Consider the following 14,982-nt stretch of genomic DNA (forward strand, 5'->3'; position numbering starts at 1 on the left):
GCGCATTGCGAATGCGGCAGGATCAGGCGCGCCGGCGTCCATGCAGGGTGATGTAGATGGCTGTGCCGATGATAAGGGCAGAACCCAGATAGGTTCCGGGCTGCGGCCATTCGCTGAACATCAGATAACCCAGCGCCGTGGTGAAGAGGATGCGGACATAGTCGAGCGGCCCCATCAGGCTCGCCTCTCCCAAAGTCATGCCGCGAATATAGCAGGCCTGCGTCACGACGCCGAGCACGCCCATGACGACCAGCAGCAGCGCATCCTCTGCCGTGGGGGTCCGCCAACTGCTGAAGGCCAAGGGCGCGGTGAAGATCAGGCCCAGCAATGTTGACCAGGTCAGCAGCGCCAGGTCGCTATGATCCCGCGACATCTGCTTCACGCTGATCACTGACCAGGAGACGAGCAATGCGGCAAGCAAGCCCTGAACGGCCGCCCAGCCGATCAGCGAATGAGCGGAGCCGGGCGCGATGATGATCAGCACTCCTGCAAAACCGACGAGCGTGGCGAAGAGCCGTTGCCGGTCCAGCCTTTCGCCCAGCAAAAGGGCGGCCAGCGGGACGAGGAACAGGGTGCGGGTGAAGGACAGCGCGTTGGCTTCGGCCAGGCCCAGAAGATGAAAGCTGTTGAAGGCGAGGATGATCGACAGGCTGGTCGCCGCGCAGCGCAGGATCATCAGCATCGGTCGACGTAGCGTGAAAGCATTGCGGGGTTGCCGCAGGATGAAAGGGGAAAGCGCGATCAGGCCGACCCCCTGCCGCACGAAATTCTGCGTTGCCGAGGAATAGTCGTCGCCCAGCAGCTTCACCAGAGCCATGGCGATACTGTAGGCGAAGCCGGAGGCCAGCATCCACAGCGCGCCGCGCGCATTGTCGTGATAGCCTTGTCTGCCGCTGTCCATTCCGCCGCGTTAGAACCTCTCGCACGGGGTGGACAGATTATTCGGCAAGCATCGGTCCGTTGATGGCGAGGCGGAAGGAACCGACAGACGAAATCGCCCTGTTCGCCCCTACCGACAGTCATCGGCGCCGGACCCGAAAGTCCGGCGCCGATCCCCCGGCTTAAAATTTATAGGACAATTCCGCACCATAGGTGCGCGGTTCACCATAGACCGAGGAAATATAACCGGCCTCATTGTAGATGCCAATCACGCCCACCCGATAATAGCTCTTGGTAAGATTGTTAACGAAAGCCGCAGCGCCCAGCCCGGTGCCGAAGATATTGTCCCAGCCGGCACGCAAGTTCACCAGCTCATAACCCGGTTCCGCGCCCTGCACGTCATTCTTGTCGAGGTGCTGCTTGGTCCGATAGCTGATATTGGCATTGAGGTTGATCGCGCCGGCATCGCCCGACAGCGGGATTTCATAGCTGACATTGGCGCCCATCTGATGATGGGGCGAGCCGACCAGTTCAAATTCGCCCGGCTGACGGCCGCTGGTGATATCGACCCCGACATAGGAATAGAAGGCGCTGATATTGAGCGGACCAGCGATAAGGCCCAGTTCCAGTTCTCCGCCATAGTTCTTCTGACGAGCGGTATTGTCGATGACGGTGTTGACATTGCCGGCACTGTCGATCGACGATGTCTGCTTCTGGACGTTCTTGTAGTCCTGGTAGAAGATGGCAAGATTGCTGGTCAGCGTGGCGCCGCCCAGGGCATGGCGCGTCTTGAGCCCCACCTCATATTCCTGCACCGTTTCCGGATCGAAGGGCTTCAATTCTTCGGTGGATGCCGCGCGCAACGAGAAACCGCCGGAGCGGAAGCCGCGACGGGTCGAAATATAGGTCGTCAGATTGGCATTCGGTTCATATTGCAGGGTAACGTCCCAGGTGACGGCGTCCCATTTCTTGCTGTTCGTCTGCGGACAATCGGCCAGCGACGAAGGCACGAAGGAGGTCGTGCCGGTATCCACGCGGAACAGGCATCTGCCCAGATTGGGATAATAGGCAAAAATGCGCGCATTGCGCTTGTCGGTCGTATAGCGAAGACCGGCGGACAGCTTGAACTGATCGGTAAAGGCGTAGGTGCCCGCCGCGAACAGCGCGAACGTCTTCGCCTTGCCGCTACCAGCATAAGCGTTGAGGAAAGTCGCCGCGGGCGTATTGAGCGGCAGTCCCGCACCGACGATAGCCAGTTCCGGGAACTGGCTGGACGTGGAACCGTCCTTCCCCTTTTCCACGAAATAATAAGCGCCCAGCACATAATCGAGCCGGTTCTCTATCGCCTTCCCCTGGACCTGGAACTCTTCGCTGAACTGCTCGATACTGCGGTAGCGATTGGAATTGATAAGATAGGCGGGCACGCCGTCCAGATCCATGACCTGATCAAAGTCCAGTTTGCGGTAGCCGATGATATTCTTGAACGTGATATTGTCCAGGCTGTATGTCGTGCGATTGGTGACGCCCCTGTTCTTCAGCCTTTCAAACGGCTGGGTCTGGTAGGCGTCGAGCGTGCCGCCAGTGCCCGATCCGGAAGCGAAGGTATAATGCGGACGCGCCTGCTGCGCCGCGAACTGCCCCACGACATCCGAGACGGGAAAGCCGAACCCGCGCAGCACCGTATATCCGGCGATGGCTGGCGCGGCAGGATTGGCGGCCGTACCCACCAGCGCCGTGCCATGCTCGTTCGTCTTGATATAGTCGACGATCGTATTGGATTCGAATTCGGGCGTCGGCGCGAAGCGGATTGATGCACGGAAAGTCTTGTAATTCTGGTCGTCATAGTCGCGGCCGGTCAGCACATCCGTCGTGAAGCCGTCGCGTTTCCTGATCTTGCCCGCGAAACGTACCGCCAGGCCTTCCGTCAGGGGCACGTTCACCATGCCGTAAATGTCGTGCATGTCATAATTGCCGACCTGCCCACGCAGTTCGGCATGAAATTCGTCCACCGGCTTGTTGGGTTCGATCAGCACGGCGCCGCCAGTCATGTTCCGACCGAACAATGTACCCTGCACGCCCTTCAGCACCTGGGTCGATTGAAGATCGTAGAGCGCATAGGCAAAGCCGACGCTGCGGGCCTGGACCACTTCGGCGAAATAGGTGCCGACCGGCGGGTCGGTGAGCAGTTGCGATTCCTGGGTACGCTGACCGCGAATGGCAAAGCCCAGTTCGTTGCGGCTTGTGCCCTGGTTGGTCAGGCTGAGTGAAGGTACGCGGCTTTGCAGCCCGAGCGCGTCGCTGACGCCGCTTCGCGCGAGCGAGTCGCCGCTCACGGCGGTGATCGAAATCGGCACGTCCTGCAAAGCTTCTTCGCGCCTGCGCGCGGTCACCACGATGTCGGGCACCTGGACGCCCGATGCCTGCGGCGCGGCATCCTGTGCAGCGGCGGCTGTAGCGAAGATCGATGTAGCGGCAAGCAATGCGGACCGAAACATGGTCATCCTTCCTCTCCTGATCGTCCGGCACCACGCCGGCACGGCCGCTTTTGCGGCTCTGGAAAAGGATCATGTAGAAAGGATAGTTTTACTCAATCGTTACGATGGCCTGAGCAACATTCATCGCAGTCATGATATTTTGAGGGCCGCACCCTCAGCGTTCGACGATCAGGGCATGACCCGCCAAGGGCCCGATCCCCACCACGCCGCCGTCGACCGCCAGTTCCACACCGTTGACGAAGCGGGCCTCGTCGCTCGCCAGGAACAGCACGGCCTGCGCCACGTCCCAGGCATCGCCCTCGATGCCGAGAGGGCTGACCCTTCGGCGCATTTCCCGCATCTCGTCCGACATGTAACGGGCCGCGTGGGGGGTCATGACATGACCAGGCGCCACGGTGTTGACGCGGATGCCGTCGCGGCCATGCAGGACGCCAATCTCCCGGGATAGCTGCGCCATCGCTGCCTTGGACGGCCCATATGCGATGGCGCCCATGGCCCTGATTCCGGCCAGAGAGGAGATGTTGACGATCGACCCGCCGCCGTTGCGCGCCATATGCGGGACCGCCGCCTGGCTCATCAACATCGCGCTGGTCAGATTGGTGGTCATCGTCCGGTTCCACTGGTCCAGCGTCATCGTTTCGAGAGTGGCGGGACCGGATATGCCGACATTGTTGACCAGAATGTCCAGCCTGCCGAATGCGGTAACCGCCGCATCGACCAGCCTGGCGCACACTGCCGGATCGGCGACATCGCCGTCCACCGCCAGGGCATTTCCGCCATTGGCTTCGATCCGCTCGGCAGTGGCCTGCGCCCGCGCCAGGTCAAGATCGGCGCAAACGATCCGCGCACCTTCCGCGCCCATCAGCAGGGCGATGGAACGGCCAATGCCGATATCATCGCCTTCCGCGCCCGCGCCGGTCACTATGGCGACCTTGCCGGCCAGACGGTCATAATGGCGTAACGGTTCCGGCATGCGGCCTCTCTCCTCAGTCTGCCAAGCAGATGGACCCAAAGGGCCCGACCCGTCCAGCGTGCTATGCCGCTGTTCGCGCAGGACGCGAAAGATTGACAGGGAGAATTTGCGCATATACCGGCTGTTTTCTCTCAATCATGGCTTTTGATTTTGCTCTTGTCGCGCTGCCCGGCGCCTATTCCAGCAGCGTCGGTGCGCTGGTGGACAGCTTCATGATCGCCCGCGATCGGGTGGAGCATGTTTTCGCCGGGGAAGAGCAGTTGCGCATGGAGACGCAGCTTCACATTCTTTCCGCAGATGGGGGACCAGTGGTGCTGGGCGACGGCCGTTCCTTTCCAGTCGACGGTCCGGCGAACAGGGACGATCCGATGGCGTTCATCTGGCTGCCTGCCTTCCGTGCCGGAGGACGCGAACTGCTGGAGCGCCGCCTGGCGGAGGCAGGCCCATTGATCGACTGGCTCCATCGCCAGTCGGAACAGGGGGCAGTGATCGGGGCGAGCGGGGCAGCGTCAACCCTGCTGATGGCAGGGGGCTTCACTGCCGATCTCGCAGTGCCCGTCGCAAGGGCGATGCAGCCGCTCACGCGCACCCTGTTCCCGCGCCAACCTTTCGAGGAGCGGTTCGGGATGGTCGATCACGGCCATCTGCTGATCGGCAACGGCATGGGCAACGACCTGCAACTGATCATCCGGGTGCTGGAGCGCATGATCTCCCCCGATATCGCCCGCTGGCTCTCCTCGATCATAGGGCAGGATTATGAGGAGAAGGAACTGCTGGCGCCCGATCCGATGGTCGCCAGGGCGCAATTATGGATCGAGCAGCGTTTCACCGGACCGATCAACATGGCCGAACTGGCCAGGCATCTGTCGACGAGCCCCGCCACCCTCAATCGCCGATTCCACAAGGCGCTGGGCCTCTCGCCCAAGGCTTATGTGGGGCAGCTCCGCTTCCAGGCGGCGGTGCGAATGCTGGAAAAGTCCACGCGCTCGGTCGATCGGATCGCGCAACTGGTCGGCTATTCGGACAGCCGGCTGTTCCGGGCAATGTTCCGTCAACATGCCGGCATGACCGCAAGTGAATGGCGGGCGAAACCGCGGCAGACGTGAAGCCCGACTGACAGGCCCCTTACCGATGGGAAGGGGCCTGACCCTGATCAGCTGTTGCTGCCCACGGCATGGTGGGCGGCGATCCATCCGAAGATGAAGGAGGCGCCTATGCTGGCGCCCGCCGCAGGGTAGCAGCGGCCCATCACCGATGCCGTCGAATTGCCGGTGGCGTAGAGACCATCGATCACCGATCCGTCAGGGCGCAGGACTCGCGCATTCTCGTCGGTAACAATGCCGCCCGACGTACCGACATCACCCGGCACGATCTCCATGACATAGAAAGGCGGCTTGTCGATCTTGCCCAGATTGGGATTGGGCTTGACCGTCGGATCGCCGAAACAATTGTCATAACCACGCCCGCCGCGATTGAAGTCCAGATCCTTGCCGGTTTCGCAATAGCCGTTGAACTTCTCGATTTCCGCCTTCAGGCCAATCGGATCGATGCCGGTCATGCGCGCCAGTTCCTCTATCGATTCCGCCTTCTTCATCATGCCGCTGTCCAGCCAGGACTGAGGCGTCTTGCCGGGCGGATAATAGCCCCAGGCATAGCGCTTGCGGTGGCGACTATCGAGGATGACATAGGCCGGCACGTCATTCCGGTACAGACGCTGGCCATTCTCCATATAGGAGCCGCTTTCGTTCAGGATGCGGCGACCATGACGGTTGACGATGATGCAATGCGGCTTGGAAATGTCGGTATTGTGCATGTTCGCCGGGCCGCCTTCGGGCAGCATCGTCCCCGGAACCCACCAGGCCTGGTCCATCAGATCCAGCGCGGCGCCATGTTTTTCGGCGATCTGGATCAATTCCCCGGTGTCGCCGGGATTGGCGTTTGTCCATTCGACCGAACTGGGCTGCGGCCCATATTTCTTGCGCATCTCCGCATTGCGCGAAAAACCGCCCGCATTGATCAGCACACCGTCGCGGGCGCCTATGCGCAGAGTCCTGCCGCCATGCTCGGCAAGGACGCCGACGATCCTGCCGTCCTCCTCGATCAGTTCGGTGATGGGGTAGTCGGTGCGCATATCGACGCCGGCCTTGTCCGCCAGCATCAGCAGGCGACCCTGCAGCGCGCCGCCGAAGCTGAGTATCGGCTTCCCGCGCCTTGCCACGATCCGCATGCGCCACAGCAGCTTCAATCCCTCCCACATTCCGCGGGGGGTGCGCGTGGCGAGGCCGATAATGCCTGCCTTGTCCGTCGGCAGCGGCATCACCATCGGCCCCAGACGCAGCTTGTCGAACAGCGGCCCCATCTCGCGCGCGTCCAGCATCGGCGCACCGATGGAGCGGCTGCGCGTCACGCCGCCGGGCCGGTCGTCATAATAGTCCGACCAGCCTTCGGTGTGGAGCCATTTCATGCCCTGCTCTTCCAGCCACTTCAGCATGACCGGGCCGTTGCGCAGATAGGCTTCCTTCCGTTCCGGCGTGGCGCCCGGCCCGCCATCATTACCGACGGTCGCATCCATATAGGTGCGCGCCATCTCATGGCTGTCCTTGATGCCCTTGGCCTTGATGATGTGGTTGTTGGGCACCCACAACACGCCACCGGACATCGCGGTCGAACCGCCCAGCTTGTCGGTCTTCTCCAGGATCAGCGGCGTCTTGCCGATCGATTTCAGATACAGCCCGGCCGCCAACGCACCGCCGCCCGATCCGATGATGACGAAGTCGGCGACCTCGTCGAACTTCGTCTCATCCATTCAGTCCACCTTCCCGACATATTCGTGATAGACGCGGTGGAAATTGCTGATCTCCACCTCCTGCACCGGATTGGTCCGAGCCGCCTTGAAGGCCTGCGACTTCATGCCCTTCTGCACTTCCTCCATATTCTGGAAGTCCTGCTCCAGGATGAGGCCCCAGTTGAGGGCGCGCCACTTGCCGTCACTGCCGTCGCCGCCATCTTCCACCTCGACCTTGGGTTCGGCGCCGGGTGCGTAGCGCTCCAGCACATTGACCTCGAAGATGCACTTGTCGGGATCGTCGCCATAAGGACGTGCGCGGTAGAACAGCACGTTCGTCGCCTGTTGCAGGAAGACGAGGTTGGGGAAGATGTTCCAGTCCGTCCCCGCCTTCATCAGTTGTTCGCCGGTGATCGCCGGGAAGGGACGCCCGCTCTTGGCCGATTCCTCCGCATGGAACTGAGCGAATGCCCCGTACATGGTGAACGGGTCGACCCCTTCGGGCAATTCCATCAACCGCCGCCCCGCTGCAAGCATCTCCTGCGTGGTGGTCGCCTGCAACGTGTCCCAGATTTCCTTGTTGAATTCGTAGAAACCCTTGCGGATGTCGCCGCTCTGGTCGCTGATGCGCGGACTGGGCAGGCCGAAAAGCGCGGTCGGCGCATAGCCGAACATCGCATGTTTCCCATAGGCCTTCGAATAGGTGTAGTCGTCCTGATAGGCCAGCAGCTGCCGGTGCGTCGTCTGCACATGATAGCCCTCCATGAAGGCTTCCTGCGCGGTCTTCCAGTTGCAGGGCATGACGATGCGCTTGCGCCAGGCATAGCGCATATGCTCGATCTCGAACGGGTCGAGGATCGTCTTGGCTTCACCCAGGAAATCCTCCAGGCTTTCGCTGTACGGGTCCATATTGATGAAGACCCAGCCGCCCCATTGCCCGACCTTCACCCTTTGCAGGGTGACGTCCTCATCAGGCAGCGCTTCGCCCCAGTCGTGCCGATCGACGATCTCGGTCGGCTTTCCATCAAGGCTCCATTGCCAGCCATGATATTTGCAATGGAACTTGCCCATCCGGCCGCAACCTTCCGTCAGGCGGCGTCCCCGGTGAGGACAGACGTTGAAATAGGCCGCGATCGACCCGTCCTTCTGACGGACCACCGCGATCGACTCATCCGCGATATCGTAGGTGTAGAAATCACCCGCATTGGGGATTTCCTCCGTGCGGCAGGCCATCTGCCAGACCCTGGGCCAGAGCCGTTCCTTTTCCAGCCGCACATAATCGCGCGAGACATAGGCGTCGACCGGGATGCGATCGGCCGTCACCTCGGCTTTCTGCCTCGACATGCTGATCATCTCGTTCATTGTCCGATCCTCTCCTTGGCGGGACGTTTCGACTTCCGACCTGTCAGCCCTTGGCCGGTCAGCCTTTTGCGGGTCCTTGGGGGAAACGCATGTCGAATACGCCTTCCGCAATACGGTTGAGCAGCACTTCTATCGCACCGCCGGCAATCATCCACCCCCGCGTGCGGCGAAGGCAATATTCGACCAGGCTGTCCTGGCTATAGCCCGCGCCACCCATGATCTGGATCGCTTCGTTGGCGCATTCAAAACCGGCGCGGTTGCATGCAACCTTGGCAATGGCGGTTTCCTCCGGCGAAGGCAGGCCCGCATCCGCATTCGTAGCCGCACGATACAACAGCAATTGCGCCGCATCGAGTTTCAGCTTCATTTCCGCAAACTTCCACTGCAACCCTTGGAATTCGCATAGCGCCTTGCCGAACTGCCTGCGCGTCTTCGCATGCTCGACCGCCGCGTTGAACGCGTAACGGCCCAGCGCCAGGCTGCGCGCCGTGTTGCCGATGCGTTCGACGTTGAAGCCGGCCATCTGCTTCTTGAATCCGCCCGGTCCCAGCAACACCTTGTCCTTGGGCACATAGACATTGTCGAAGAACAGCGGATTCCATTCCTCGCCCGACAGGAAGCGTATCGGCTTGCCGAAGGTGAAGCCCTCCTGCCCGCGCTCGATCAGCACCGATCCGATATTGCCGGTGCCCGGCCCATAACGGACATAGACCAGGAACACGGTCGCATGGGTGCCGTGGGTAGTGAATATCTTCTGCCCGGTGATGCGATAGCCGTCACCATCCTCCACCGCCGTGGTGGTCAGTTCGGTCACGGCGGAACCAGCATTGGGTTCCGTCATGGCGACCGAGATCAACCCCTCGCCACGCAGCAAGGGTGCCAGATATTGTTCCTTCTGCGCGTCCGTCGCGAACTGGGCAAAGGTGCGGATCGCGCCGAAATTGCCGGCCTGCACAACATCCGCAGAACGCGGGCACACCGATGCGACCGTTTCGATCGCGATGACCGCGTCCATCAGGCTTCCGCCCAGACCGCCCTTGTCCTCCGGCACGGTAATCCCGATCAGCCCCTGTTCGGCCATCATCCTGGCAACGTCCCACGGATAATCGTCGCTGTGCGCGCGTTCCAGCGCTCCAGTCGCCAGATGGCGCTGCGCGAACGCGGCTACTGCGTCGCGGAACATGGTTTGCTCTTCATTCAAGTCGAACTGCATCGCTCGCTTCCCATAGGGCGGCTCAATATGCCGCGGATAAACTGCTATCCTCGACCTAATCGGGGATGGCCGCGATGCGAAGATTGCAGGTACGATCCTTCACATTCACGATACATCGCCTGCGCCGCCGCCGCCAGCTTGACAGTTACGGCCGGCAAATAGCTTGTGGGAACAGATTTCAGACGCATTTTACAAGACAGGGCCACACAATCCAGCCATGACCCAGATCAACGAAAAGATCTCCACCCGCATCGAAGGCGATATCGGCTTCATCGTCAGCGACAATCCGCCCGTCAACGCGCTGGGCATCGGCGTGCGGCAGGGCCTGGTCGGCGCGCTGGAAGAACTGAACGCCGACCCGGCGGTGAAGGCGATCGTGTTGTATTGCGCGGGCCGCACCTTCTTCGCGGGCGCCGACATCACTGAATTCGGCAAGCCGCGCCAGGCACCCACCTTGCAGGACGTCATCGCGGCGCTGGAAAGTTCAGCCAAGCCGGTCGTGGCGGCAATCCACGGCACCGCGCTGGGCGGCGGGCTGGAAACGGCGCTGGGTTGCGCCTTCCGCGTGGCGATTCCGTCCGCCAAGGTTGGGCTGCCCGAAATCAACCTTGGCCTGTTCGCCGGCGGCGGCGGCACGCAGCGCCTGCCCCGGCTGATCGGTCCGGAAAAGGCGCTGGAACATGTGCTGTCCGGCAAGCCGGTGGGAGCCGCGCAGGCATCGCATCTGGGGATCGTCGATGCCGTGGAGGACGGCGATCCCGCCGCAGTGGGCGCCGCCTTCGCCCGCCGTGTGATCGATGAAAACATGCCCGCCGTGCCGGTTCGTGACCGTGACGAGAAGCTGGCGGCGACCCGTGCCGATCCGTCAGCCTTCGACGCGCTGGCAAAGAAGCTGACGGCGCGCAGCAAGGGACAGGCGGCGCCACAGGCCAATATCGATTCCATCCGCCGTTCTTTCACCTTGAGCCTGGACGAAGCACTGGCGATCGACGCCGTCGCCAACCGCGAGTTGATGGCGGGCAGCCAATCGCGCGCCTTGCGCCACCTCTTCTTTGCCGAACGCGAAGCTGCGCGGATCCCCGGTCTGCCGGAGGGTGCAAAGGCGCGGCCCGTGAAGAAAGCCGCGATCATCGGCGCGGGCACCATGGGCGGCGGCATCGCCATGTGCTTTGCAGGCGCTGGCATTCCCGTGACCGTGATCGACACGACGCAGGAGGCGCTGGACCGCGGCCTGGAGCGCGTGCAGGGCAATTACGCCACATCGGTCAAGCGCGGGTCGATTGCGCAGGCGCAGATGGACGACCGCCTTGCCCTGATCACCGGCGCCACCGACCGCGGTGCTGCGGCCGATGCCGACATCGTGATAGAGGCGGTGTTCGAGGATATGGACGTCAAGAAGGAGATCTTCGCCGACCTTGAAAAACGGGTGAAGCCGGGCACCATCCTCGCCTCCAACACCTCGGCGCTCGACGTGGACGAGATCGCGTCGGTGCTGGAACGGCCGCAGGATTTCGTCGGCATGCATTTCTTCTCGCCGGCCAATGTCATGAAGCTGCTGGAAGTGGTGGTCGCCAGGCACAGCAGCCCCGACGCGATCCTGACCGCGATGGCGGTGGGCAAGGCCATTGGCAAGGTGCCGGTCTGGTCGGGCAATTGCGACGGCTTCATCGGCAACCGCATGGTCGCCAAGCGTTCCGCGCAGGCTGAACGACTGCTGCAGCAGGGAGCGTTCCCCCAGCAGGTTGACGCCGCGCTCACCAATCTCGGCTTCCCCATGGGGCCGCTGACCACGAACGACATGTCCGGCCTCGACATCGGCTATTCGATCCGCAAGCGCCGGGGAACCCCCTTCCCCATTGCCGATGCCATTGTCGAGAGCGGACGGCTGGGGCAGAAGACCGGCGCGGGCTATTACCGTTACGAACCGGGCGATCGCACGCCCTATCCCAATGCCGAGACGGAAGCGCTCATCATCGCGACATCGGAAAAGCTGGGCATCGCGCGCCGCGACATTCCGGAAGAGGAAATGGTGCAGCGGCTGTTGTTCCCGCTCATCAACGAAGGCGCGCGCATCCTGGAGGAAGGGATCGCGCTGCGGGCGTCCGATGTCGATCTGGTATGGATCAACGGATATGGCTGGCCCCGGCATCTGGGCGGCCCCATGTTCTATGCGGATGAAACCGGCCTGGCGACAATCGTCGCCAAGTTGCGCGAGATGGCGGCCGAAACACCGGGCGACCCATCGCTGCAACCCGCCGCCCTCCTGATGGAACTGGCGGACAAGGGCCAGAGCTTCGCCGAGTGGCAGAAGAGCCGCGCCGCGGCCTGAACGAAACAGAGAATATCACAGGGATTTTCCGGAGACTATCATGAGCGACAACGAGTTTCAGCGCGACATCGACTATAGCGAGTTCGACTTCTTCAAGGTCGAAATCGGCGAAGACGGCGTTGCCGTCGTGACGATGAACAATCCCGACAAGCTGAACGCGGTGGGACCGCATAATCATTGGCAGCTCGAGGATATCTGGCTGAAGCTGGCCCGCGACGAGCGGATCAAGGTCATCGTGCTGACCGGTGCGGGCAAGGCTTTCTCCGCCGGGGGCGACATCAAGCTGATGGCCGAGCGCGCCCAGACCGAATACGGCCTGAAATATGCCTTGCGCGTGCCGATCAACACGTTGCGGATTTGGGACCAGATCCTGATGACGCCACAGCCGATCATCGCGGCGGTGAATGGCGACGCCATCGGCCTTGGCACCTCGCTCTTCGCCTTCTGCGACATGAGCATCGTCGCGGAGGACGCGAAGCTGGGCGATACCCATGTGCGCGTCGGCCTGGTGACGGGCGATGGCGGCTCCGTGATGTGGCCGCTGCTGGTCGGGCCGCAGAAGGCCAAGGAATATCTGATGCGCGGCAAGCTGCTGAACGGCAAGAAGGCGGAGGAAATCGGCCTAGTCAACTATGCCTTCCCCAAGGAGCAGGTGCTGGAGGAAGCGCTGAAGATCGCGCGCGAGATCGCCGGGCAGCCGATGTGGGCCGTGCGCTGGTCCAAGGCGGCGGTCAACAAGTGCATCCGTGATCAGGTGAACCTGACGGGCGAACTGTCCATCGCCTATGAAGCCATGACGATGCTGACGCAGGACTACAAGGCGGCGACCACCGCCTTCGCCAACAAGGAAAAGCCGGTCTTCAAGGGATATTGATCGCCATGCCCGCCTATCGCGACGCGGACAGCATTCGCACCGTCGCCGCGATCGGCGGCGGCGTGATCGGCAATGGCTGGGTCGCCGCCTTTCTGGGCAGCGGCCGGGCGGCGCGCCTCCATGATCCCATGCCGGGAGCCGGCGAACGCACCATCGCCCATGTCGCGGGGGCATGGGACCAGATGGTCGAGCTGGGCCTTGCGAGCGCAGGCGACGACTGGACCACGCGCTTTTCCGTCCACGATAGCCTGACCGACGCGCTGGCGGGCGCGGATTTCGTGCAGGAAAGCACGCCGGAGCGCACCGACCTCAAGCAGGCGCTGTTCGCCGATCTCGACCGGCTGGCGCCTGCGGACGTGCTGGTCGCCAGCAGCACGTCGAGCCTGCCCATTACCGGGTTGCAGGCCGGGCTTGCGACCGCCGATCGCTTCGTACTGGGCCATCCGTTCAATCCCGTGCACCTGATCCCGCTGGTGGAGGTGGGCGGCGGCGAAGGCACTGCCGGGGAAGCCGTGGACGCCGCCTACGCGCTTTACACCGCGATGGGCAAACAGCCGATCCGATTGAAGCGGGAGATATTCGGCCATATCGGCAACCGGCTGACCGCCGCCATGTTCCGGGAAGCGGTGCGGCTGGTGGCAGAGGGTTATGCAAGCGTCGGCGACATCGACAAGGCGATGAAGCACAGCTTCGCGCTGAAATGGGCCATCCAGGGTCAGTTCACCACCTTCCATACTTCGGGCGGCGCTGGCGGCCTCGCCGAATTCCTGCCGAAATTTGCGCCGGGGATCGTGAAGCGCTGGGAAACCATGGCTGATCCGCCGCTGGCCGATCCGGCCTTGCAGGCGATGCTGGTCGAACAGATGGAAGAAGCGGCTGCCGGCCGAAGCGTGGCGGAAATCGCCGCCTGGCAGGACGACAAGTTGATGCAGATGCTGAAGCTTCTGATGCAGGGCAATGATCAATAACAGCCGAAAGTCGACGAAAACCATCCCACCCTCAAACGGCTTGCCATGTTAATATGGCCCTGTCCCGGCGCCTCCGAAGGTTGACCGGCCCGAGTGGAGAGGAAGGAAGAAATGAGCGTCGATGTAATCAATCGCCCGGAAGCTGAAGACCTGGATGTACAGGATGTCGTCGCGGCGGGCGAGCTGGAAAGCTGCAACCATCTGCTGGACGATCCCGAAGCGCTCAATCGCTTCTATGAGGAGAAGGGTTATATCCTGCTGCGCGGCGTGTTCGATCAGGACAGTGTCGCCCGCGCCCGCGACGAAATGCTGGCCGTGGCCGCCCAGATGGGCTTGGTCGAGCCGGGCGATCCCACTGGCAAATGGACCGGCAAGCCGTCGGTGGGGGGCATGGAGGAAAGCGACCTCTATGCCGGAATCGCCGCCCGTCTGATCGAAGATCCGGCCAATCAGGCAGTGATGGAAAAAGTGCTGGGAGAGCCGGCATGCTCCGTACCCATCGTGCAATATCGAACCTATCCGCCCCGGAGCAAGCTGGGCACAGTGCACCAGGATGGCTTTTACAGCCCCGGCATCCAGGACTATCGCCCGGTCTGGATATCCCTGACCCCATGCACGCGCGACATGGGCGGCCTGGCGCTGGCAGTGGGCCAGAACAAGCGCGGCTATTTCCACAATGTCGGCAAGCCCAATCCTTTCCCGATCCCGCGCGACGTGATCCCGGCCGAAAGCTGGGCCACCACGGATTATATGCCCGGCGACGTGCTGGTCGTGCATCCCTGCACGCCGCATTGCGGCCTGCCCAACAATAGCGACCGGCTGCGCGTTTCCTTCGACTCGCGCGTCCAGTCGGCCGCCAATCCCAGCGCCATCGCCGCGACGGTGAAGTCCTTCACGCCGACGACCGTGACCGTGGATGCCGACCGGATCGGCGAAGTCACGCTGACAATCGACAAGGACAGCTATCTGCGCCCGATCAATCCGGGCGTGCGCGAAAGCTTCGACGATTTCGTCAATTATATGAAAGCCGGCATGCGACTGGTCGTCGTGCGCGACGGCGACCGCGCGGTCATGCTTCGCAAGGCTGCCGAAGGATGAGGACCA

At 62.4% G+C, this 14,982-nt stretch carries 11 protein-coding genes; 5 read left to right on the forward strand and 6 right to left on the reverse strand.

All coding sequences use genetic code 11. The features are described 5' to 3' along the window. Positions 1-22: 22 nt before the first annotated feature. From MRBLMA1_RS08890 to MRBLMA1_RS08900, 3 genes are all read right to left on the reverse strand, one after another. Entirely contained in the window at positions 23-901 is an 879-nt protein-coding gene (locus tag MRBLMA1_RS08890) for a DMT family transporter (protein WP_363736198.1), read from the reverse strand. A 160-nt stretch (positions 902-1,061) separates the two neighbouring features. Then, a complete protein-coding gene (locus tag MRBLMA1_RS08895; protein WP_363736200.1) occupies positions 1,062-3,380 on the reverse strand; it encodes a TonB-dependent receptor in 2,319 nt (772 codons plus the stop codon). Positions 3,381-3,528: 148 nt separating this feature from the next. Continuing rightward, entirely contained in the window at positions 3,529-4,347 is an 819-nt protein-coding gene (locus MRBLMA1_RS08900) for an SDR family NAD(P)-dependent oxidoreductase (protein WP_363736201.1), read from the reverse strand. 137 nt (positions 4,348-4,484) lie between these two features. Between MRBLMA1_RS08900 and MRBLMA1_RS08905 the strand changes: the two genes are divergently transcribed. Next, positions 4,485-5,453: a GlxA family transcriptional regulator gene (locus MRBLMA1_RS08905; protein WP_363736203.1), complete on the forward strand. Its 969-nt coding sequence runs from the start codon at positions 4,485-4,487 to the stop codon at positions 5,451-5,453. 47 nt (positions 5,454-5,500) lie between these two features. Here the strand turns inward: MRBLMA1_RS08905 and MRBLMA1_RS08910 are convergent, their stop codons facing one another. The 3 genes from MRBLMA1_RS08910 to MRBLMA1_RS08920 are packed head-to-tail and all read right to left on the reverse strand — an operon-like array spanning position 5,501 to position 9,707. After that, positions 5,501-7,153, reverse strand: coding sequence for an FAD-binding protein (locus MRBLMA1_RS08910; RefSeq protein ID WP_363736204.1), 1,653 nt, complete (start codon positions 7,151-7,153; stop codon positions 5,501-5,503). Beyond that, complete coding sequence (locus MRBLMA1_RS08915) at positions 7,154-8,494, reverse strand: aromatic ring-hydroxylating oxygenase subunit alpha (RefSeq protein WP_363736205.1); 1,341 nt, start codon at positions 8,492-8,494, stop codon at positions 7,154-7,156. It abuts the gene before it with no gap. A gap of 58 nt (positions 8,495-8,552) precedes the next feature. After that, complete coding sequence (locus MRBLMA1_RS08920; protein ID WP_133651300.1) at positions 8,553-9,707, reverse strand: acyl-CoA dehydrogenase family protein; 1,155 nt, start codon at positions 9,705-9,707, stop codon at positions 8,553-8,555. 217 nt (positions 9,708-9,924) lie between these two features. Here MRBLMA1_RS08920 and MRBLMA1_RS08925 point away from each other — a divergent pair, with 217 nt between their 5' ends. From MRBLMA1_RS08925 to MRBLMA1_RS08940, 4 genes are all read left to right on the forward strand, one after another. Further along, on the forward strand, positions 9,925-12,036 hold the full coding sequence (locus tag MRBLMA1_RS08925) for a 3-hydroxyacyl-CoA dehydrogenase NAD-binding domain-containing protein (protein WP_363736207.1): 2,112 nt from the start codon (positions 9,925-9,927) through the stop codon (positions 12,034-12,036). 40 nt (positions 12,037-12,076) lie between these two features. Next, the gene (locus tag MRBLMA1_RS08930) at positions 12,077-12,910 is read left to right on the forward strand and encodes an enoyl-CoA hydratase/isomerase family protein (protein WP_133651301.1); all 834 of its coding nucleotides are present in this window, start codon (positions 12,077-12,079) and stop codon (positions 12,908-12,910) included. Positions 12,911-12,915: 5 nt separating this feature from the next. Further along, positions 12,916-13,878 carry a 3-hydroxyacyl-CoA dehydrogenase NAD-binding domain-containing protein gene (locus tag MRBLMA1_RS08935; protein WP_363736883.1) on the forward strand — a complete coding sequence of 321 codons (963 nt, stop codon included), beginning with the start codon at positions 12,916-12,918 and terminating at the stop codon, positions 13,876-13,878. Between the two features lie 111 nt (positions 13,879-13,989). Further along, positions 13,990-14,976, forward strand: a complete 987-nt coding sequence (locus tag MRBLMA1_RS08940; protein ID WP_363736208.1) for a phytanoyl-CoA dioxygenase family protein — start codon at positions 13,990-13,992, stop codon at positions 14,974-14,976. The last annotated feature ends 6 nt before the right edge of the window (positions 14,977-14,982 follow it).

Source organism: Sphingobium sp. LMA1-1-1.1 (genome assembly GCF_040676365.1).
GTDB lineage: Bacteria > Pseudomonadota > Alphaproteobacteria > Sphingomonadales > Sphingomonadaceae > Sphingobium.